The 20,452-nt window shown below is 33.1% G+C and carries 20 protein-coding genes; 3 read left to right on the forward strand and 17 right to left on the reverse strand.

The genetic code is table 11. The features are described from left to right. Window positions 1-2: 2 nt before the first annotated feature. The 8 genes from GQ47_RS17090 to GQ47_RS17125 form a co-directional block, all read right to left on the reverse strand. On the reverse strand, window positions 3-383 hold the full coding sequence (locus GQ47_RS17090) for a DoxX family protein (RefSeq protein WP_035650975.1): 381 nt from the start codon (window positions 381-383) through the stop codon (window positions 3-5). 258 nt (window positions 384-641) lie between these two features. Then, window positions 642-1,373 carry a GNAT family N-acetyltransferase gene (locus GQ47_RS17095; RefSeq protein ID WP_035650977.1) on the reverse strand — a complete coding sequence of 244 codons (732 nt, stop codon included), beginning with the start codon at window positions 1,371-1,373 and terminating at the stop codon, window positions 642-644. Window positions 1,374-1,442: 69 nt separating this feature from the next. Further along, on the reverse strand, window positions 1,443-2,048 hold the full coding sequence (locus GQ47_RS17100; protein WP_035651392.1) for a Crp/Fnr family transcriptional regulator: 606 nt from the start codon (window positions 2,046-2,048) through the stop codon (window positions 1,443-1,445). Between the two features lie 292 nt (window positions 2,049-2,340). Continuing rightward, complete coding sequence (locus tag GQ47_RS17105) at window positions 2,341-3,759, reverse strand: TolC family protein (RefSeq protein ID WP_035650979.1); 1,419 nt, start codon at window positions 3,757-3,759, stop codon at window positions 2,341-2,343. 124 nt (window positions 3,760-3,883) lie between these two features. Then, window positions 3,884-7,048 carry an efflux RND transporter permease subunit gene (locus GQ47_RS17110; protein WP_035650981.1) on the reverse strand — a complete coding sequence of 1,055 codons (3,165 nt, stop codon included), beginning with the start codon at window positions 7,046-7,048 and terminating at the stop codon, window positions 3,884-3,886. 11 nt (window positions 7,049-7,059) lie between these two features. After that, window positions 7,060-8,277, reverse strand: a complete 1,218-nt coding sequence (locus GQ47_RS17115) for an efflux RND transporter periplasmic adaptor subunit (RefSeq protein WP_035650983.1) — start codon at window positions 8,275-8,277, stop codon at window positions 7,060-7,062. Window positions 8,278-8,522: 245 nt separating this feature from the next. Beyond that, complete coding sequence (locus GQ47_RS17120) at window positions 8,523-9,116, reverse strand: TetR/AcrR family transcriptional regulator (RefSeq protein ID WP_035650984.1); 594 nt, start codon at window positions 9,114-9,116, stop codon at window positions 8,523-8,525. Between the two features lie 325 nt (window positions 9,117-9,441). Further along, on the reverse strand, window positions 9,442-10,353 hold the full coding sequence (locus GQ47_RS17125) for an SMP-30/gluconolactonase/LRE family protein (RefSeq protein WP_035650985.1): 912 nt from the start codon (window positions 10,351-10,353) through the stop codon (window positions 9,442-9,444). A gap of 397 nt (window positions 10,354-10,750) precedes the next feature. On the opposite strand from GQ47_RS17125, the gene GQ47_RS17135 reads away from it, so the two are divergent. Further along, window positions 10,751-12,187, forward strand: coding sequence for a gluconokinase (locus GQ47_RS17135; RefSeq protein WP_081909373.1), 1,437 nt, complete (start codon window positions 10,751-10,753; stop codon window positions 12,185-12,187). 62 nt (window positions 12,188-12,249) lie between these two features. Here GQ47_RS17135 and GQ47_RS17140 read toward each other — a convergent pair whose 3' ends face one another. Both GQ47_RS17140 and GQ47_RS17145 read right to left on the reverse strand, forming a co-directional pair. Continuing rightward, the gene (locus tag GQ47_RS17140; protein ID WP_035650987.1) at window positions 12,250-12,549 is read right to left on the reverse strand and encodes a type II toxin-antitoxin system RelE/ParE family toxin; all 300 of its coding nucleotides are present in this window, start codon (window positions 12,547-12,549) and stop codon (window positions 12,250-12,252) included. After that, a complete protein-coding gene (locus GQ47_RS17145; RefSeq protein ID WP_035650988.1) occupies window positions 12,539-12,766 on the reverse strand; it encodes a hypothetical protein in 228 nt (75 codons plus the stop codon). Before GQ47_RS17145 ends, GQ47_RS17140 begins: the two co-directional genes overlap by 11 nt. Window positions 12,767-12,891: 125 nt before the next feature. Between GQ47_RS17145 and GQ47_RS17150 the strand changes: the two genes are divergently transcribed. Beyond that, the gene (locus tag GQ47_RS17150; protein ID WP_035650989.1) at window positions 12,892-13,335 is read left to right on the forward strand and encodes a cupin domain-containing protein; all 444 of its coding nucleotides are present in this window, start codon (window positions 12,892-12,894) and stop codon (window positions 13,333-13,335) included. A gap of 285 nt (window positions 13,336-13,620) precedes the next feature. Continuing rightward, the gene (locus tag GQ47_RS17155) at window positions 13,621-14,598 is read left to right on the forward strand and encodes a 3-keto-disaccharide hydrolase (protein WP_035650990.1); all 978 of its coding nucleotides are present in this window, start codon (window positions 13,621-13,623) and stop codon (window positions 14,596-14,598) included. Window positions 14,599-14,715: 117 nt separating this feature from the next. On the opposite strand, the gene GQ47_RS17160 is transcribed toward GQ47_RS17155, so the two are convergent. From GQ47_RS17160 to GQ47_RS17190, 7 genes are all read right to left on the reverse strand, one after another. After that, the gene (locus GQ47_RS17160; RefSeq protein WP_035650991.1) at window positions 14,716-15,060 is read right to left on the reverse strand and encodes a dimethylsulfonioproprionate lyase family protein; all 345 of its coding nucleotides are present in this window, start codon (window positions 15,058-15,060) and stop codon (window positions 14,716-14,718) included. A gap of 16 nt (window positions 15,061-15,076) precedes the next feature. Continuing rightward, the gene (locus GQ47_RS17165; protein WP_035650992.1) at window positions 15,077-15,502 is read right to left on the reverse strand and encodes a DoxX family protein; all 426 of its coding nucleotides are present in this window, start codon (window positions 15,500-15,502) and stop codon (window positions 15,077-15,079) included. Between the two features lie 222 nt (window positions 15,503-15,724). Beyond that, entirely contained in the window at window positions 15,725-16,519 is a 795-nt protein-coding gene (locus tag GQ47_RS17170) for a helix-turn-helix domain-containing protein (RefSeq protein WP_035650993.1), read from the reverse strand. 142 nt (window positions 16,520-16,661) lie between these two features. Continuing rightward, window positions 16,662-16,979, reverse strand: coding sequence for a GIY-YIG nuclease family protein (locus tag GQ47_RS17175; protein WP_035650994.1), 318 nt, complete (start codon window positions 16,977-16,979; stop codon window positions 16,662-16,664). 360 nt (window positions 16,980-17,339) lie between these two features. Then, window positions 17,340-17,753 carry a hypothetical protein gene (locus GQ47_RS17180; RefSeq protein WP_035650996.1) on the reverse strand — a complete coding sequence of 138 codons (414 nt, stop codon included), beginning with the start codon at window positions 17,751-17,753 and terminating at the stop codon, window positions 17,340-17,342. Between the two features lie 198 nt (window positions 17,754-17,951). Then, window positions 17,952-18,278, reverse strand: a complete 327-nt coding sequence (locus GQ47_RS17185) for a hypothetical protein (RefSeq protein ID WP_035650997.1) — start codon at window positions 18,276-18,278, stop codon at window positions 17,952-17,954. Between the two features lie 3 nt (window positions 18,279-18,281). Continuing rightward, window positions 18,282-20,186 (reverse strand): SIR2 family NAD-dependent protein deacylase, encoded by a 1,905-nt coding sequence (locus GQ47_RS17190; RefSeq protein WP_035650999.1) that lies wholly within the window; start codon window positions 20,184-20,186, stop codon window positions 18,282-18,284. Window positions 20,187-20,452: the final 266 nt, after the last annotated feature.

A 20,452-nucleotide genomic window follows, 5' to 3' on the forward strand; every position in this document is an offset into this window, starting at 1 on the left:
GGTTATAAGGCTATATTTTTATAACGCTCAATTTTATGATAATAGATATATGAAATGGCTAAAATCAGTAAAATGATCAATGGGAAGAAACTTTGAAAGTTCACTCCATCAACTGCAAAATGGCTAATTGAAGCAAAGATAAAATCGAATCCGAATCCGGCGTATGCCCATTCTTTTACATTTTTTGGAACTTGAGGAATGACTAACGCTAAAACGCCCAATACTTTGAAAACGACTAAAGCATTTCCAAAATATTCCGGATAACCTAAATGTCTGATTCCTTCTTTCGCCAATTCAGTTTGCGAAGTAAGTGCGGGCATAACTCCTTCGAATAAGAAAATTAGAATTGTCGTTGTCCAAAAAATAATTTTTGCTTTTTTCATGTGGTTTTGTTTTTTAAATAGTTATTAGTTAATGTCTTACAAACTTAATAAACTTATTTTTCTCCGAAATACACATTTACGACTATTTTAGGGGCATTTGAGACAATTAAAAGGCTCAAAGGCTGAAAGTGACAAAGCTTCAGAGGTTTTTTATTGTTGTGTTAGAGTTTTATAATTAAAAAAACCTTTGGCAAAGTTTAAAACTTTGACAAAGGTCAATCATAAGTATATTGGAATTTGGATTTTAAAATTTGGAATTTACATAAGTTGATAATTAGTAATCCTAAACAAATCTTCAAAACCTAATCTGCTGTAAATGTTTTTTCCTAAAGCAGATGCTTGTAATTGTGCATATTCGCAATCAGCATCAATAGCTTCATTGATGGCAAATTTCATGATTTCTTCGGCAAAACCTTTTTTGCGCATTTCTGGAATAACACCAACTCCGTGAATTCCCATAATATCTTCTGTTTGAAAAAGCGTAAGGGTTCCGATTGGTTTTTCTTCGAAATGAACGAGATAAAATTTGGCATTTTGATAATTTGAAATCAATGTTTCTTTACTGATTACATAATTAAAAGATAACGGATAAATATCAGACCACGTTTTAGCATCTTCTTCATTTAAAACTCTTTTGAAAGTAAACTTGTTTTCAAGTTGAAATTTTTCATCCAATTTTAAAGCCATTGCTACAAGTTGGTTTCGAATTTCAAATCCGTTTTTCTCAAGAATTTCATTTGAATTACTTTCGAAAATATCCCAATACGGAATCACTAAACCTGGATTTTTTTCAATTGTTTCCAGAATTTGAGGAAGATTTTCTTCTGTAATATCTTCTCGAAACCATAATCGGTTTGGCCAGCCTGAATTTTTTATTTGGCTAAATTCAAATGGATCATTTTTATGGTAAGAAAGGAGCGGAGTGGCAACCGTTTTCCAAAGCGTTGTAAGATTGTCAATGTTATCTTTGATGCGTTTTATATTTTTCATTTTAATATCAAATTAATTATAAAACAAAGATAAACGGGCAATGTGAGGAAAGCCTTTACATATGTTGATTTACAAAACTTTTTCAAGATTTTTTCTAATTCGGCTTAATTGTGTTGGTGTAATGCCTAAATGCGATGCAATATGCAATAACGGAACGCGATCTGCAATAGTGGGGTGTTTCTCTAAGAAACTTAAATATCTTTCAGTTGCATTTTGCATAACCAGAGCAATTTCTCTTTGTTCTTTTTCAATAATCCAGTTTTTTTCCAAATAGGCAATATAGAAGGTTTTAAGATCATCATTTTCGTTAATCAACTGAGTATATTTTTTGTAATCAAGAGTGATTAAAATACAATCTTCTAAAGCTTCGATCGTAAAGCTGGAAGGAGTTTGCAGTATTGATGAAACTTTAGAGCAGGCAAGTTTATTTTCGAAAAAAAGGTTTTTGTTATAGAAATTTCCTTGTTCGTCTGTAATAAAAGTTCGCAGAATTCCTTTTGCAATAAAATAAAGGTTTCTGCAGATTTCCCCATTTTCAAGTACTATTTCTCCTTTTTTGATGGTCTGGAAATGTGTCAGGTTTTCAATCAATTTCCAGGACTTTTCAGAAATAGGAGCATAACTTTCGAAATATAGTTTTAGATTGTTGAGGTAATTCTGTTGGTCAGATGTCATTTTATTTTTGCTTTTACGATAGACTAAAATTAGACAAGTTTTTTGTTTGATGCAAGGTAGATTAATAGCTCTCGCAAAGACGCGAAGGCGCAAAGTTATTTTAGTATTTATTTCACGCCGATTCTGCATGAAAAATAAGCCTTTGCGACTTTGCGAGAAATTGAAAAAAGCTTTTGCGTTCTTTGCGTAAACCTTCGCGCCCTTCGCGGTTAAAAGCAAAAAAAACGCCATGAAACCAAAAAGTCTCACAGCGTTTTCATCTCAAAAAATAAATAATTAACGGGTATGGGTATTATTTCCAGCCGCCTCCGAGTGCGCGATACAGTTCCGTATTGGCTGTTAATTGTTGTCTTTTTATGTCTGCCAATTCTAATTCGCTTTGTAATAAATTAGCCTGTGCAGTCAAAACTTCAAGATATTCTGCCATTCCGTTTTTGAAAAGCAAATTGGCATTTTTAATAGCTTGTTGAAGTGTTTTTACTTTTTCCTGAAGAAAAGTTTCCTGTTGTTGCAATTTTTCGTTTACCACCAAAGCATCAGCAACTTCGCTTACGGCAATTAAAACCGATTGTCTGAAATTTAAAACTGCTTTTTCTCTTTCGGCAACAGCGATATTATATTGCGTTTTTAATCTTTTATTATTTAATAAAGGTTGAGTTAAACCTCCGGCAACCGTTCCAAACAAAGAAGCTGGAATTGTAAACCAACTGCTGGTTTCAAAAGAATTCACACCACCTTGCGCTGTAATTCTCAATGTTGGATATAAATCTGCTTTTGTGATTCCCACGTTTGCATTTGCAATTTTCAAAGCCAATTCAGCACTTTTAACATCAGGTCTTCTGCTTACTAATGAAGACGGAATTCCTACTGAATTGTTGTTTTTAACCGGAACTGAGCTTAAAAGAACTGTTCTTTGTTTTGATGTTGGAAACGAACCAGTTAAAACACTCAAAGCATTTTCCTGAATCGCAATATTTTGTTCCAATAACGGAATCAATTGTGCTGAGTTTAATTTCTGCGCTTCAGATTGCTGAATTGCCAATGACGTTGTTTGTCCAGCATCATATTTTAATTTGATGATGTTGGTTGTACTGTCATTTAATTTCAGATTTTGTCTTGCAATATCCAATTGTGCATCCAACATCAAAAGATTATAATATCCTCTTGAAACATTGGCAACTATATTTGTTTGCAAAGCTTTTTTCACTTCTTCAGATTGAAGATATCCTGCAAAAGCACCTTTTTTCTGATTTTTGATTTTTCCCCAAATATCAGCTTCCCAAGAAAGCGTTGCTCCAGCCGAATAATCATCGATATGTTTAGCACCTAAAGCCTGATTCAAGTTCATTCCTGTAAAACTATTGTCAGACGGATTGCTTGAACTTGCATTTACAGCTAAGTTAATCTGAGGAATATTTCCCCATTTTGACTGAGTGAATCGGTATTGCGCAATTTCGATGTTTTTAATAGCAATCTGCAAATCATTATTTTTTGCGATAGCGCTGTCAATCAACTGTACAATATCTTTTTCGGTATAGAAATTTTTCCACTCCAAATCGCCAATACTTGCCGTATCTTTTGAAACAGCTGCATTCCTGAAATTCTCAGGAAATGCATCTTTTGGTGTTTCAATATCCTTTGATACCTTACAGGATATTAAGGTCGTGATCAGAATGGCGAAGACCACGATTTTGGTTATATGATTTTTCATTGTCTTTTTATTAGATTTCTGTACAAGTATCTTTTCTAGTTTCAAGATCTTTTGAGATTCTGTACGATATATAAGCGATGCCAACTATTATGGTCACCAAGATTGTCGTTATATAGTTTTCCATTTATTTTTCTTCGTTATGAATTACTGCTACTGGTTTTCCAGTAACTTTTTCTTGTAAATGTTGGAATACGATGAATAAAACCGGAATAATAAATAATCCGAGAATTACTCCAGAAAGCATTCCGCCCGCTGCTCCAATACTGATCGAATGATTTCCTTGAGCCGATGGTCCTTTGGCACTCATCATTGGCACTAAACCAACCACAAAGGCTAGGGAAGTCATGATAATTGGTCGCAAACGTAGTTTTGCTGCGTCGATTGAAGCTCGTACTAAAGCTTGTCCTGATTTTCGTTTTTGGACCGCAAATTCCACAATCAAAATGGCATTTTTCGCTAGAAGTCCAATCAGCATGACAAGTGCAACCTGAACGTAAATGTTGTTTTCAATTCCGGTCAAGCCGATAGCCACAAATACTCCAAAAATACCTGCAGGGATTGATAAGATTACAGCCAATGGCAGAATATAACTTTCATACTGTGCGGCAAGTAAGAAATAGACGAATATCAAACACAGTAAGAAAATCGTTGCCGACTGTCCTCCAGAAGAAATCTCTTCGCGAGTTTGTCCTGAAAATTCATAACCATAACCTGCAGGCAATTGTTGTGCTGCAACTTCTTCAATTGCTTTAATAGCGTCTCCAGAACTAAATCCAGGTTTCGGAATCGCATTAATCGAAATTGAGTTGAACAAGTTGTAACGTGAAGCGGTTTCTGAACCATAAACACGTGTTAGTTTTACTAAAGTGTTTATCGGAACCATTTCACCTGTTTTATTTTTTACAAAAACTCTGTCAATTGATGATGGATCAGCTCTGTCAGCAATATCAGCCTGAACTACAACTCGGTAATATTTTCCGAATCTATTAAAATCGGAAGCCTGAGCACTACCAAAATAAGTCTGCATAGTTTGTAAAATGTCTTTTACATTTACACCTAACTGATTTGCTTTTTCATCATTGATATCCAATTGTAATTGTGGATAATCGGCTTTGAAACTGGTAAATGCTACAGCAATTTCCGGACGTTTCATTAATTCTCCAATGAAATTCTGAGAAATTCCACTGAATTTATCCAGTTTTCCTCCGGTTTTATCCTGAAGCACTAAATCTAAAGCTTCAACATTACTAAATCCAGGAACAGTTGGGAAACTGAAGACGAAGAAACTTCCGCCTGAAATACTACCCAATTTACCACGAACCTGATTCATGATTTCGTCGATGTTTTTCACTTCACCTCGGTCTTCATTTGGTTTAAGCAATACGAAAACTACTGCTGAAGATGGACTAGTAGAATTAGTCAACAAGTTGAAACCTGAAATTGCGGTTACAAATCGTGAAGCATCTAAACCTCTTAAAGTATTTTCAGCTTCCGTCATTACTTTTTGAGTTCCGTCAAGAGATGTTCCAGATGGTGTATTTACTGCAATCGCAATAAATCCTTGATCTTCAGTTGGAATAAATCCTGCTGGAGTTGTTTTTACCAATATAACAGTTGCTATTGTAATTGCAGCTAATCCGCCTAAACTCAACCATTTTTTTCTGATTAAGAATTTAATTCCGCCCACGTAACGATTGGTAAGAGAGTCAAAACTGCTGTTGAATGCAGTGAAGAATTTTTCTTTAAATCCTTTTTTCACGTAAGGCGCATTTGTATCGTGAGCACCGTGATTATCTTTCAAAAATAATGCAGCAAGTGCCGGAGACAACGTCAAGGCATTAACAGCCGAAATTACAATTGCAATCGCCATAGTAAAGGCAAACTGACGATAGAAAACTCCTGTTGAGCCTTCCATAAAACCAACCGGCAGGAATACAGCAGCCATTACCAGCGTAATCGAGATAATAGCACCCGTTATTTCGTGCATTGCTTCATGTGTGGCTACTTTTGGAGATAAATGTTTATGCTCCATTTTCGCATGCACGGCTTCTACCACGACAATCGCGTCATCCACCACAATACCAATCGCCAGAATTAATGCGAAAAGCGTTAGAAGGTTGATCGAGAATCCGAATAACTGCATGAAGAAGAACGTTCCTAAAATTGCTACAGGTACAGCAATAGCCGGGATTAATGTTGATCTAAAATCCTGAAGGAAAATAAATACCACAATAAATACTAGTATAAAAGCTTCTAATAAAGTGTGTTCAACCTGTTCAATTGATTGATCCAGCGATACTTTTGTACTATAGAAAATATTATGTTTTATTCCTTTTGGGAAATCTTTTGAGGCTTTTTCCATCATTTTATTGATGGCAATCTGAATATCATTTGAGTTGGAACCCGCTAACTGAATAACTCCAATTACAACTCCTTTTTTACCATTTAAACGTGTTAAACTGTTATAAGAATATGCACCTAATTCAACTCTTGCAACATCTTTTAAGTGAAGAACAGAACCGTCAGGATTAGAGCGAATAGCTATATTTTCATAATCCTCAGGTTTAGTTAGTTTTCCTTTGTATTTGATTACATATTCAAAAACTTCTTTGCTTCGTTCACCAAATTTACCCGGAGCAGCTTCCAAACTTTTATCCTGAATAGCACTCATGATTTCGTTTGGCGTGACTTTGTAAGTTGACATTTGCGTTGGATTCAACCAAACACGCATAGAATAATCTTTTACACCACCAAAAATACTGGCAGAACCAACACCCGGAATACGTTTTAATTCCGGAATAATATTAATTTGTGCATAATTGGCAACAAAAGTCTGATCGTATTTCGATTCATCTTCGGTATACATACCAATCGCCATGATGAAACTGTTTTGTTGTTTCGCCGTGATCACACCTTGTTGTACAACCTCTGCAGGAAGTTGGCTAGTTGCCTGAGCAACTCTGTTTTGAACGTTAACTGCAGCCTGGTCGGCATCTGTTCCTAATTTGAAGAAAACAGTGATAGCCAAACTACCGTCATTACTCGCGGTAGAACTCATGTAAGTCATGTTTTCTACACCATTTATAGATTCTTCCAAAGAAGGTGCAACAGAACGCAAAACCGTTTCTGCGTTTGCTCCCGGATATACCGCCGTTACCAAAACCGATGGAGGCGCAATATCAGGAAATTGCTGTAAAGGCAATTTAGTTAAGCCAAGTACTCCCAGAATCACCAATAAAATGGAAATAACGGTTGCCAGTACAGGCCTTTGTATAAATATTTTGAACATTGTCGTTTTTATTATTTTTGATTAATTACTTGGGCAACTTTAGTTGATTTTTCAGGTTGAATGACCTGTCCTTCCTGAAGTTTGTCAATACCGCTCAAAACGATTTGGTCACCCGATTTTACACCATCTTTAATCAGATAGTTAACACCGCTTTTACCAGCAATTGTGATTGGCATTTTGCTTACTTTATTGTCTTTGCTTACAGTGAATACAAATATTTTATCCTGCATTTCAACCGTAGCCGATTGCGGCACTAAAATCGCATCGTCGTGTTGAACGCCTAAACGGATTCTTCCTGTATTTCCAGAACGTAAAATTCCGTTTGCATTCGGGAAAGTTGCTCTTACAGTAATCGCTCCGGTAGTTTTGTCGAACTGACCGTCAACCATATCAATTTTTCCGGTTTGAGGATACGCATTGTTATCTGCCAAAACTAAAGTTACAGGAGGCAGTTTTCTGATTTTATCGTCGATAGTATTTCCTGCATATTGTGCTTTGAAGTTGATGAAATCAGTTTCTCCAAGAGAGAAGTAAGCAAAAACTTCATGAACATCTGAAAGATTTGTCAAAGGTTCAACATCTGTAGCTGAAACTAAACTTCCTTGTTTTTTAGGTAATCTTCCAATGTAACCACTTACAGGAGCAGTTACAGTAGTATATCCTAAATTGATTCTAGCCGAACCCACCATTGCTTTTGCTTGTTCGATATTTGCAGCAGCAATTTTTTGAGAAGCTTTAGCCGTTTTTAATTGATAATCTGAAACTACTTTGTTTTGAACTAACGGAGTCAATTTGTCAACTTCTAAATTAGCGTTGATTAAAGCCGCTTCTGCTGCGTGAAGATTTGCTAAAGCATTGTTCAATTGCTCACGGAAAGGGCGTTCGTTTATTTTGAATAAAGTTTGACCTTTTGTTACATAAGCACCTTCGTCAACATAAACTCTTTCAAGGTTTCCGCTTACTTGCGGACGAATTTCAACGTCAACAGTACCTTGTATAGAAGCAGGATATTCAGCGTCAGTAGTTGTGTTAGCGCTTGTGATTGCTGCCACAGGTAAAACCGGTGGAGGCGGAGCAGCAGGCGTCTGATTTTTATCAGCACAGCTGCTTAGTACTAATGCCAGAATAAAGCTGGTTATAATTACATTTTTCATTTTCATATTGGTTTTAATTTGTTGGACATTCATTTGTTTTAAAATCTTTTGCATTCTGACATTCTCAGGATTCATAATTAATTTAATTAAATTATCTAACGTTGTTAAGTTTAAGTGCGCAATTTTCTTATTGTAAGCTGTTTTTTTGATTCTGCTTTAAATCAGTATTAAATCATTTATCACTGTTAAGTAAAAGAGTAAAAAAAGGCTCTAATTACGTTAATTAAATTTTCTAACAGTGTTAAGTGAAACTTCTAAAAAAAAGGATTTTAAATTGTCCTTAAATTATTTTACACTGTTAAGTAAAATTAAAAATTTTTTTATTGTATTGATTTGATAATACCGCCAATAGCGTCTTTCAAAATTTGATTGTTGATACTTTCTAAAGCTCCATTTCTGTTGATGATGTTGATCGCAATCAAACCATGAATAATAGAAAAGAAAGTAAAATACTTTTGTTTAATAATTTCCGGATCCGGATTACTGCTTTTCATGACTTCAGCAATAACTGCCGTGAACATCATATAAGGCGAATCTGAAAGCGAACATTGTTGCGAACAGCAATTCATCTGAACCCCAAACATTACCTGATACATTTCAGTATCTGTAAAGGCAAAATCCCAATAGGCCATCCACATGGCTTCTAATTGTTCTTCAGGTTTTTCAAATTTTGCTTTCGCTTTTTCTAATTCTTTTGCCAGTTTAATAAACCCTTGACCAGTTAATTCAGTCAAGATAGCATCTTTATTAGAAAAGTATTCATAAATAATAGGGGCAGTATATTCAATTCTGTCAGCAATTTTGCGCATACTCAAACCATTCCAGCCGTCTTCTTTTACGATGTCATAAGCAGCCCCAAGAATGTTACTTCTTGTCTCTTCTTTTTGTCTTAAAATTCGATCTTTACTAGCCATTTTGATTTAGTATTAAATTGTTTAACACTGTTAGGCAAATGTATGGCAGTTTTTCTGATAATGAAATATTTTTATCATAATATTTTCTTATTGAATCATAGAGAGAACTAAAACGTTAGCAAAATAAGGTATTTCGAAAGGTTTTGTGTTTTTACAAAACTTCATTTTAAACAAAATTCAAACAAAATTCAAACGAAATTCAAATCAAATTAAGATGATTTTGAAGTTTTTTGATTCAGAAAAAAGTCTGATTTTCTCATTGACGAATAAAATTTCAATCAAAATTTTGGAAAATGCTAAAAATAAACAAGAGAAATAGGAACGATTATTTCATTCCCCGAACGTTCATTTCTATCGTATAAACACTTTTACTGGCAGTAATAAATAATGTTTTTAATTTTTTTCCTCCAAAACAAACATTAGCTGTCCAAGGTTCAGTAACATCAATATGGGCTATTTTTTCTCCCTTTGGATTGAATACGGTAACTCCGTTTCCGCATAAGTAAATATTTCCGGACGCGTCTATTGTCATTCCATCTGAACCTGATTCGGTAAACAGTGTTTTTTTGCCTAAAGAACCGTTACTTTCGATAGTATAAGAGTATGTTTTATTTGCTCCTATATCTGCTACGTATAAGGTTTTTCCATCCGAAGTTCCAATAATACCATTCGGTTTTACAAGGTCATTACCAACGTTGAAAATTTTGGATTTATCCGGAGATAAATAGTAAACACATTCTTTCTCAATTTCTTTGTAAGTATGTTTCCAGTAATCTCTTTGGTAGAAAGGATCTGTAAAATAGATTCCGCCTTTTGGATCAACCCAAAGATCATTGGGGCCATTCAGTCTTTTTCCTTCGAAGTTGTTTAGTATTACAGTATAATTTTTGTTTTGGTCTATTTTCCAAAGTTCATTTTTTTCATCGGCGCAAGCCAAAAGGTTGCCTGCATGATCAAAATACAAACCGTTAGACCTTCCTGCATTTTCCATAAAAACAGAAAGTTCGCCATTAACCGACCATTTCATGATTCTATTATTAGGCTGATCCGTAAAATAAATATTTCCCTTTTTATCCGAAGCAGGTCCTTCTGTAAAACTGAATTGATCTGATAGTTTTGTGAGAACTGCGCCATTTGCAATTAAATTATGGTTTTTTTGAGCGTATATAAAATTTGTAAAAGTTAAAGTAATAACAAATAAGAGAAGTGATTTTGTTTTAAGTTGGTGTTGATTCATTATAAAAAAGTTGCTTTTGAAGTGGTTTTAAAAGTAGTTTTTATTTCTGATATTCTGCAAAGTTGGGTTAAGATTCTTTTCAGAAGCAGAAATTTCGTTTTCAAAAGAATGTTTTGTCCTGCTCTCCACTATATTCCCGATAAACAAAAACTACGGCTAAAAAGCCTTGTTTTTCTAAATCGGGAGATGCCGTTTCCATCAGGGCTAGACGAGAAGGTCTCTTTTTCATAATTTTCCTAAGCAACTTTAAATGAATTTATTTAACATATTAAATTTGAAATGAGGACTTTTAACGTGTAGAAAGTGATAATTTTACGAGACAAATTCAAAAACAATTAATCAATAATTTAAGTATGTGGCGCTACACAGCGAAGCGGTTCTGTTATACTTTAAATTTATGGATCAAATAAATAACATGGAGGCATTGTATATAGGCATTGACATAGGAACAACAGCCACAAAAGCTGTTTGTTTTGATAAACAGGGAAATGTGCTTCGACAAATTGTAAAGTCGTACGAAATGTATCATCCCAAGCCGGAATGGAGCGTTCAAAAACCATACGAAATTTTGCAAACCATAAAGGAATGTATTAACGAGATTACAAACGGAATTCAGCCTCAGTTTATCAGTTTTAGTTCAGCGATGCAAAGTGTTATTGCAATTGACGAAAATGGAAAACCACTGACAGACGCTATTTTATGGGCAGATAACAGAGCGACGGGAATTGCCGAAAAACTTAAAAATTCAGATCAGGGAAAACACTTTTATCAAAAAACCGGAATACCAATTCATCCTTTTTCTCCCTTGACAAAAATTGCCTGGTTCAAAGAATTCGACTCTGAACTATTTTCCAAAACTTATAAATTCATCAGTATAAAAGAATATGTCTGGCATCATTTGACTAATGAATATTATACAGACACTTCAATGGCGTCTGGAACGGGATTATTAAACATTCATACTTTAGATTGGGATGAGGAAGTTTTAGATTTCTTAAACATAAAGCCACATCAACTATCTAAAGTTTGCGAAGTCACACACCAATGCAAAGGAATTTCAGATGATTTTCTGTATATAATGGGCGGTGGCGACGGTGCGTTGGCCAATCTCGGAACAGGTGCCATGAACAAAAATTGTATTGCTTTAACTATTGGTACGAGCGGAGCAGTTCGACTACCCATTGACAAACCGTATCTTGACGACCAAATGCGTACGCAGTGCTATCATTTAATGGACAATCAATATCTTACTTTAGGTGCTGTCAATAATGGTGCGATAATTTTACAATGGCTGAAAGAAAATTTGCTAAATACAACACAATCTTTAGAAGTTCTTATTGAAGAAGCTGCAAAAATTCCTGCGGGTTCTGATGGACTGCTTTTTGTACCTTATTTATTGGGAGAACGAGCGCCAATCTGGGATGCCTCGGCTCAAGGAACCCTTTTAGGAATGCAGATTACGCACACACAAGCGCACTTGGTACGAGCTACTTTAGAAGGAATTTTATTTGGATTGTTCCAAATCACAGAAATTTTAATTCCGAATCCCGAACATAGAAAAGATACAAAAGTTATGGCCAGCGGCGGATTTGGTAAAAGCGAACTATGGCTCCAAATGGTTGCTGATATTTTTCAGATGCAGGTTGAAACCTCGCAAACTATCGAAGGATCTTCTTGGGGTGCTGTTCTTATAGGTTTAAAATCACTCGGCGAGGAGATCACAAATGATAACAAAACGGGACAAACCTATTTTCCTAATATTGAAAATAAAAGTGTATATGAAGTTGCGTTCAACAAGTTTAAAAAAGTATATCCTTTATTGAAGGATTTTTAAGAACTAATATGAATTTGTATCAGAGCTTTAAAACATAAAAATTAATTATTGGTGTTGGCTCTTTATCTTAAAGGATATTTTTCTGGATTTTGAGCTGTATGAAAAATAGCATTTAAAAATATAGTTTTTGACAACTCATCAACTATATAAAATGCAACATAAGGAAATTTTTTAAATGGAAGATAGCGGTAATTGTTGTCATGAAATTGGTAAAGAGGATTTAACTGCAATGCTTTATAAACCTTTCTATAATCATTAAGAAAGTCTAAGGCGACTTTTTTGCTGACTTTTAAAATATAATATTCAACTGCTTCTTCAATATTTTTTAGTGCAATTGGAGAAACAATAACCTTATAATTCATACTTGTTTTTTAAATCTGTATAAAGAGATTCTGCATCAGTATAAAGATTTTTATCTGAAGCAATCTGGTCATTTAAAATTTGTTGTTGTTCTTCAGATAATTCGTAAGGCTTTACATTTGCTATTTCAAATTTGATCTTTAGCGACTTCATAAAAGATTTAACAGCTTCTATTTGAGAAGCATCTTCAGTGTATGCTGTGATGTTAATTGCTTGCATGATATATTTACTAAAGTTAATAAACAAAGTTAAGACAAAAGTCTAATTTTCATGTTAATCTCTGTATTTATTTGTATTCTCATTTCTACTAATTGCAATTTTTCGTAACATTACAGCAAAAAATAATGAAACCAACAACAATCATAAAAACCACATTAGCTGTTCTGTTTTTCCATCAAATTAGCTTTTCTCAAGAAGTAAAAAAAGAAACAACTTCAACAGAGCCAAAATACACAATCGAAAACTGTGTTAATCACTTTGATTTAAACAAAGCCACAAAAACAAAAGTAGGTTATCAATATTGGTTTGCCGATAAAAATTTCACTCAGGAAAATACACTCAAAATGAGCATCGTCGAACCTGGAAAATCTACACACGCTCCGCATCACCATCCCGAAGAAGAATTTTTCTACATCTTAGAAGGAACAGCTGAATTCTTCCTAGATGGAAAAACCGTTACAGCCGGACCTAACACTAGTTTTTACTGTCCGCCAAATGCTGAACACGGAATTAGCAATGCTGGAAAAACAGATCTGAAATACTTGGTTATTAAGAAGGATTTGAAGTAAATATATTGCAGATATAATAAAAGCTTAAAAAAGTAAATTTCATTTTTTCATAAAATAAAAAACAAAAATTCCGAAGGAATGATTCATATTGTAGAGCTGGACTTTAGTCCAGTTTAAAACGAATGTATTAACGTGGAAATTTGTTTCGTAAAAATAATTATCTAAACTGGACTAAAGTCCAGCTCTACAATATTGGCAGAGCCTTTGGCTCTTTTTTTAGTCTTAAATATTTGACTGCAAATAGATTTCTTTTGAAAATTAATTATCTTTAATATCAAAAAAGATATGAACCAGAAAACCAAAACCACAGCATTTCCAAATTTCCGTAACCACATTTTGATAGTTAGCTTGTTATTGACTCTTTTTGCTAGCCAAATCAGCAACAATCTTTATGCTGTTGAAAAAGATACTTTAAAAGGACATTGGGACATAACAATTGATATTGACGGAAAACCTGCGCCAGCCTGGCTCGAAATCAGACGATCGGGACCAAAAACACTCGTAGGACAATTTATGTGCGTAGTAGGCAGCGCCAGACCAATATCTGAAATTCATGTTCAGGATCGAAAATTTAGCTTTTCAATACCACCGCAATGGGAGAAAGGAAGCAACGATCTTCGTGTAGAAGGCGAAATTGAAGGTGAAAAAATATTCGGAACCTTGCAAACTGTTGATGGAAAAACCCAAACCTGGACTGGTGTTCGTTCGCCTGCACTTCGTCGCACTGCTGCACCTGTGTGGGGTAAACCGATTCATCTTCTCAATGGTAATTCAATTAAGGATTGGCATACAGAAGGAACGAATCAATGGACTATCGAAAATGGTATTTTGCGAAGTGCAAAATCGGGTGTTAATTTAGTGACCAACGAAAAATTTAATGATTTTAAACTTCATATAGAGTTTCGTATTCCAAAACACAGTAATAGCGGTGTGTATCTTCGCGGTCGTTATGAAGTACAGGTGACAGATGGCAAAGGAATGGAACCTGCTTTGGATCAAATGGGAGCGATTTACGGACTGCTGATTCCAAATGAAATGGTTGCCAAAGAAGCCGGCGAGTGGAATACGTACGATATTACCCTGATTGGTAGAATGGTAACGGTTGTTGCCAATGGTAAAACAGTAATCAGCAATCAGAATATTCCCGGAATTACTGGTGGCGCTATAGACAGCAACGAGGCCGAGCCCGGACCAATATTCCTTCAGGGAGATCACGGTCCTGTTGAATATCGTAATATTATTATAACTCCGGCGAAAAATTAAAAACTTCAAAACAAAATAAAAGTCAGGAGGCTTTTATTTCGTTTTGAAGTTTTAAGATTATTAAAAAAAAACGCAAAGTCGGGAGACTTTGCGTTTTTTTTTAATAACTCATTTTGTTTACTTCAAAATCACAACTTCCTCAGGCACCATAAACAAAAGCGTACAGCCAGTTCTTGAAAATACTGAATGCGTACTTCCAGGAGGCATATACAAATAATCACCTGCTTTTAGTTCATCTTTTCCGGAGCGCACTTCGCCTTCGAGAACGTAAATTTCTTCGCCTGCCGGATGCACGTGATTTGGGTACGACGCGCCGGGTTCAAATTTTAAAAGAAAAGTAGGAGGTCGGTTGGTGGTTTTGTCGAAGCGTAATACTTTAGCATAAATTCCGTCTGTTTTTATGCCTTCTTCCTGAAGTGGTTTCCACTCTAATTCATTGCTTTTTGTGATTTTAGTTTCCATAATTTATTCCATTTAATTAGTTAATTTTTAAAAGATATTCATCTAAACTCCATCGGTATTTGTCGGCGGTTGCTAAAAGAAAAGCAGCTATAGAAAAGACAAACACAGAATAATCAAGAGGTTCTTTAATTCCGAAGGAATACGTCATTGCCAGCGCAAACAAAAAAGTTAGAATTGAAGCACCAATAGCAGTTTTTCTGGTTTGATATCCAACCAACAATAAAACAGCAAATAATGATTCCAAAAAAGTACTGAAAATTGCAATTGACGGAATAAAACTTTTAGGCAAAAAAGAATTGACTTCTTCGGCGTAAGCCAGAAAATTTTCCCATCCTGAAGATTGTTTTCCCAACAAACCCAACCGACTTAAAACGGCGGATAAAAATCCAATTGCCATTGCAATTCGTAAAAGCAAAATGGCATAATCCTGATATCTTTTCATAAACTATTTTATTAGTTATTAATCAGATACAAAGATCGGGCGGTGGTACTTTTTAAAGAATAGAGAATTCTGGAAAAAGCATGTAATTATGTGGGGGTATTATTAAATAGACCACAGATGGCACTGATTGAACAGATTTACACTGATAATTTTTTGCACCAGTATGCAATAGAAAATCTGTGTAAATCTGTTCAATCCGCGTTATCAGCGGACCATTTTAAATCAAAGGCTAACCAATTTTTCTTTATAAGATTTTGGAGAAATATTAGTATGCTTTTTGAAGAAGTTCGAAAAATAAAACGGATCATTAAAACCCAAAGCATAAGCGGTTTCTTTTACCGAAAATTTCTCGTAAGTAAACAAACGTTTTGCCTCAGAAATAATCAATCCGAAGATGATATTTTGAGCGGTTTTATTGCAATGCAGTTTTGAGAGTTCATTTAGTTTGGCTTCGGTAGTTCCAATTAAATTGGCAATTTCAGTAACCGAAAGATTTTTGTCAAAATTCCCGCGAATGGCCTCCAGAAAATGAAGAAACAAAGCATCGGGTTTATAGATTTCTTCTCCAAGTTTTATTTTAGAACGATTGATTTCAATTAAAATCAATTGGATTCTGGAATGAATAGAGATGAGGTATTGATATGGTTTTTCGGCAATTTCCTGCTGAATAAGTTTTAATGAATCAACAACCAATTTTTCGTCATCAACTTGAATGACTTCATTCATTGCAAAATGGCAGAACAAACTGTTGTGAAAAATCAATTCGATGTCGTTATCATTTTTGCAGAAAAAATCATAAGTAAATTCGAGAACAAATCCGGTTGCTTGGTTGCTGTTTTTGATATAATGAATTTGACCAGAAGTAATCGTAATGACTGAATTTTTGGTAATGATATATTCATTTTCATCCACAGAAAGCGTCATTTCTCCCGATGTACAAAATAGAAGCACATATTTTAATACACGTCTTGGATTTTGTAAATCTTTTGCTTGATCAAATGTTTTTATATCAATCATTTATTGGGAATTTTATACTCAAAAATAGGAATATTTTTGTTGAGATTTTGGTTTTCGGATTTTTGAGTTCAGTTTGTCATTTCGACCGAAGGGAGAAATCACACTCGTTGATCGACAAAGATTGTAAGGTATATTTAATTTTTTATTGAAACTGAAAATTAAGAAATTCAAAAGTTTCATTAAAGCTTCTTATCAATTCAATTTTTTTATCTCTTCGCCATTTTTTCAATTCTTTTTCTCTTGCGATTGCTTCTTGTATCCAAGTGAATTTTTCGTAATAAACTAAAAACTGAATATTATATTTTCCTGCAAAACTATTAATGTTCAAATCTATATTTTCTTTATGTTTTGCAAGTCTTTGTTTTAAGTTATTTGTAACACCAATGTAAAAAGATGTTCGATGTTCATTTGTTATAATGTAGACATAATAGCTATGAAAGCCAATTTGAGGATTAAACATGTTGTTTTTTTTGTACGAATATACATGTTTTTCTATTCGATTTTGTCATTTTACACAATAGTTCAATGCGTACAGTTTGTCATTTCGACCAAAGGGAGAAATCACACCCGTTGATCGACAAAGATTGGCGACATACTTTGCGGAGTTTCTAGTGTGATTTCTCCCTTTGGTCGAAATGACAAAATCGTATCAAACGTTCAGTTTGTCATTTCGAGGGACGAGAAATCCCCACAAGTAGCTCTACAAAGATTGACGATTCAAAAGTATTTAGGGAAAAGTCAGGAGACTTTTAGTTTGTTTAGAATTTCTAAGAACTGATAAAAAAAACGCAAAGTCTCCTGACTTTGAGTAGCGGGGCTTTTATGGCATAATTTCTTTAATTTCCTTTTCTGAATATTCAAAACTGTCAATTTTTCCATTTCGATGAACTATTTTCACAATAATCTTTTCATAATTGAAAGGAGAATTTATTTTGATAAGGAAATTATAATAATTGAGTGCTATTTTTCTAGAATGAATTTGAATATTTTGCAAATCTTGATCCAATAAATCACTATTGGTTAAGGTATATCTATAATTGTTTTTTCCATTTCCATTTTTAATTTCTTCTTGTTGCATCATTTCAGGCCGATATAATTGACCAATCTCTCGGATTTCATAATCAATTTTTGGAGGACCTATTTTTTTTACATTTTGTTTTTCCTGAACTTCAATTTTATTTTCTTTACAAGAGAATAACGTGATTAAAATGGCTAAATAGATATATGTTTTCATATTTTTTGTCGATTGCTGTATTTATGATTTAAGTACTAGTAATAATTTATCCGTCTCCGTAACAGTTTTACACAATATAGTTCATTAATACAAAAAAGCAAACCAATCTTTGTGGGCACAGATTGCAAATCCGCGCTATCGGATTTTTTGTTTATAAATATTGTAAGTAATATTAATCAGAAATAATAAGAATATCCTTCAGCTTAATTTTTCGAAATATCTCCATCCATATTCGGGTGTTAACATTACAAAACATTTAGGCTCTTTTTTTATATATAATTTTAAATTTAATATGGTTTTTTCTAATTCTAAATGTAGACCATTAACTATAATATTAAAATTTTCATCACCCATATCTTCTATATCATAAATTCCTTCTGCAATTATTCGGTTATTACTTTCTGTTTGATATAAAGTTGCATACTTTCCGAAATGAAATGTAAATTCTATTCTATCTTCATATTGATAGAGAGGAAAATCTTTACTAATCCATGTTCCGATTAATTCTTCTCTTGTTGGGATCATTTATTATTTTTTTTGTTTTGGTGAATTTGATATAAGTGTTTCATTATCTGAATATTGAAGATAAATTAAATTATCTTTACTTTTCATAATTATTTCATTTTCCTTATTAGATTTTACATTCTCCCAGTTTTCTACTACGATGTTATAAATGATGTTATGTAGATAGCCTATTTCAAATTTATTGTCATACAATTCTACAATTGTTTTTTTGTTTTCAGACATTATTAAAACTCTTTCGTCATTACCTGTCTGAACAAATTTATCAAATTCATTTTTATCCTCAATTTTAAATGAATGTCCATCAAATTTTTGAGGAATTGATTTTTTATCTATATATGAGATAATTTTTTCTATAGATTTTTCAAATGTTTTATTTAATGAAATCTTACTAAATCTTACGTCAAAATGCTTTTCTATTTTCTTTAAATTTTGAAAATACTTTAGTAACAATTTTGCATCAAATGTATTTTCATCAAATATTAATTTTGGAGAATAACTGTATAAAAGTTTATTATCTTGATAAATTTTGAATTTTTGATTAGTGGCTATTCTGGATAATATTTGATAAAATTTTAAGCCAGACATAGTAGATTTTATCTCATCATTTGGAAGAATTTCAACATTATATTTTGTTTCATCTTCAATTGTTTTGAATTCAATTTTTATGACAACATTGAAATCATCTAGTTCTATCTTTATATGAAATTCATTCTCATTAGGATTTATACAATAAAGTTTAAAAGGATAATTATCGATTTCAAAATCATCATCAAAAATTATATGAATTTTAAAATCGTAAAATGGCAGTTTTTTAACTATAAGATTAGCAATATCTTCTTTAGTTTTAAAACGGAAGCCATTAAAGAAAAAGTTGAGTTCTGTAAAATCGGTATGATTTATATGAATATCGTCAAAATTTTTACCATTTAAAGAATTTAATATACTTTCTGTGGTTTCATTTTTAGGTAGTTCAAATTTTACTTCAATTTTGTGATTTTGATTTTTATCTAATGATTTAATATTGCTTATTCCAATTTTTTCCTCTTTTTTTTCTAAAGTTATACTTATCTGATTTGCATTTGCAAAATCTAAAGCAGTACCTGCTACTCCAATTCCTTTAGATAAATTTGTAAAATAATTTAATCTCAAATCTTCATGTATTTCATTGATTAACTTTTCGCCAGTAGATTCAATATATTCGATACCCAATCTTTGAAAATATTTTAATTTAGCAGGAGTTATAGAAGGTGACACGAAGAAAATTTCCTTTTTATTAGAACCCAATTCTTCTATGATTTTATCTAGTAAAACATTGATATTTGAATCTTCCATTCCATAACCAATAAATAGAATATGATTCGATGCAAGTCGATCTCTAACTGCATTCCAAAATACAGTATTTTCTTTAGCTTTAGAAAAATAATTAATATAATCTGAAGTTGTCAGGATAATGTTTTCCGTGTCACTTAGGTCAGAATGTATTTTAAAAAGGAATGTTTTTTTTGGATCAGCAATCGAGTAATCAGCACTTTTACGAATAACTTCAATATTCTTATTTGTGGATTCAATTAATGTATCATAATTAGTAGTTATAATATTTTTAAAGTGAGGTATTTTTGCTAATAATTGGTGAGTTTCAGTTGAGGTGGGTGTTTTTTGAAATATTTTTTTAAGAGAAGAGAATAAATAATTTTTATTTCCACCCTTCATATTACAGATTTCTTCTGTTAACTTTGATAAATCATAATTTAATGGAATATCACTTTTTAATTCATCTGTAAGACCTTCATGCAAAATTTCGGCGAGTTTTACACCAGATGGATAACCAGCAGATATAGACATTCCAGCTCCGATAAACAAAACAACTTCTTCATTTCTTATAAGTTCGAAAACTCTCTCTTTAGCCATATTTATTATAATTTAAGATACTTGACCAATTTAATAATATTTCTAATATTAATCTTATGTTTATAAAAGAAATAGCCCCCAAATTCATGAGGGCTGTTAGGCAAATTTTAAATTTGCATTCTTAAGAATGCGAACAGTTTTTGGTAATCCCCGTTTGCGTGAGCGTCTAGCTCGTGAACGTAATCTAAATTTTCTTATATCAATTAGGATTTAAAAAACTTTGCGACTCAGCGCCTTTGCGAGATTAATTTTTAATCACAAAAAAA

The sequence above is a fragment of the Flavobacterium sp. ASV13 genome, from assembly GCF_000745775.1.
In the GTDB taxonomy this organism is placed as follows: Bacteria; Bacteroidota; Bacteroidia; order Flavobacteriales; family Flavobacteriaceae; genus Flavobacterium.

Coding starts and splice junctions, on each gene's coding strand:
- GQ47_RS17090 (WP_035650975.1), bottom strand. CDS start 383: ATGAAAAAAGCAAAAATTATTTTTTGGACAACGACAATTCTAATTTTC.
- GQ47_RS17095 (WP_035650977.1), bottom strand. CDS start 1,373: ATGAAAAATATAAAACGCATCAAAGATAACATTGACAATCTTACAACG.
- GQ47_RS17100 (WP_035651392.1), bottom strand. CDS start 2,048: ATGACATCTGACCAACAGAATTACCTCAACAATCTAAAACTATATTTC.
- GQ47_RS17105 (WP_035650979.1), bottom strand. CDS start 3,759: ATGAAAAATCATATAACCAAAATCGTGGTCTTCGCCATTCTGATCACG.
- GQ47_RS17110 (WP_035650981.1), bottom strand. CDS start 7,048: ATGTTCAAAATATTTATACAAAGGCCTGTACTGGCAACCGTTATTTCC.
- GQ47_RS17115 (WP_035650983.1), bottom strand. CDS start 8,277: ATGAATCCTGAGAATGTCAGAATGCAAAAGATTTTAAAACAAATGAAT.
- GQ47_RS17120 (WP_035650984.1), bottom strand. CDS start 9,116: ATGGCTAGTAAAGATCGAATTTTAAGACAAAAAGAAGAGACAAGAAGT.
- GQ47_RS17125 (WP_035650985.1), bottom strand. CDS start 10,353: ATGAATCAACACCAACTTAAAACAAAATCACTTCTCTTATTTGTTATT.
- GQ47_RS17135 (WP_081909373.1), top strand. CDS start 10,751: ATGGATCAAATAAATAACATGGAGGCATTGTATATAGGCATTGACATA.
- GQ47_RS17140 (WP_035650987.1), bottom strand. CDS start 12,549: ATGAATTATAAGGTTATTGTTTCTCCAATTGCACTAAAAAATATTGAA.
- GQ47_RS17145 (WP_035650988.1), bottom strand. CDS start 12,766: ATGCAAGCAATTAACATCACAGCATACACTGAAGATGCTTCTCAAATA.
- GQ47_RS17150 (WP_035650989.1), top strand. CDS start 12,892: ATGAAACCAACAACAATCATAAAAACCACATTAGCTGTTCTGTTTTTC.
- GQ47_RS17155 (WP_035650990.1), top strand. CDS start 13,621: ATGAACCAGAAAACCAAAACCACAGCATTTCCAAATTTCCGTAACCAC.
- GQ47_RS17160 (WP_035650991.1), bottom strand. CDS start 15,060: ATGGAAACTAAAATCACAAAAAGCAATGAATTAGAGTGGAAACCACTT.
- GQ47_RS17165 (WP_035650992.1), bottom strand. CDS start 15,502: ATGAAAAGATATCAGGATTATGCCATTTTGCTTTTACGAATTGCAATG.
- GQ47_RS17170 (WP_035650993.1), bottom strand. CDS start 16,519: ATGATTGATATAAAAACATTTGATCAAGCAAAAGATTTACAAAATCCA.
- GQ47_RS17175 (WP_035650994.1), bottom strand. CDS start 16,979: ATGTTTAATCCTCAAATTGGCTTTCATAGCTATTATGTCTACATTATA.
- GQ47_RS17180 (WP_035650996.1), bottom strand. CDS start 17,753: ATGAAAACATATATCTATTTAGCCATTTTAATCACGTTATTCTCTTGT.
- GQ47_RS17185 (WP_035650997.1), bottom strand. CDS start 18,278: ATGATCCCAACAAGAGAAGAATTAATCGGAACATGGATTAGTAAAGAT.
- GQ47_RS17190 (WP_035650999.1), bottom strand. CDS start 20,186: ATGGCTAAAGAGAGAGTTTTCGAACTTATAAGAAATGAAGAAGTTGTT.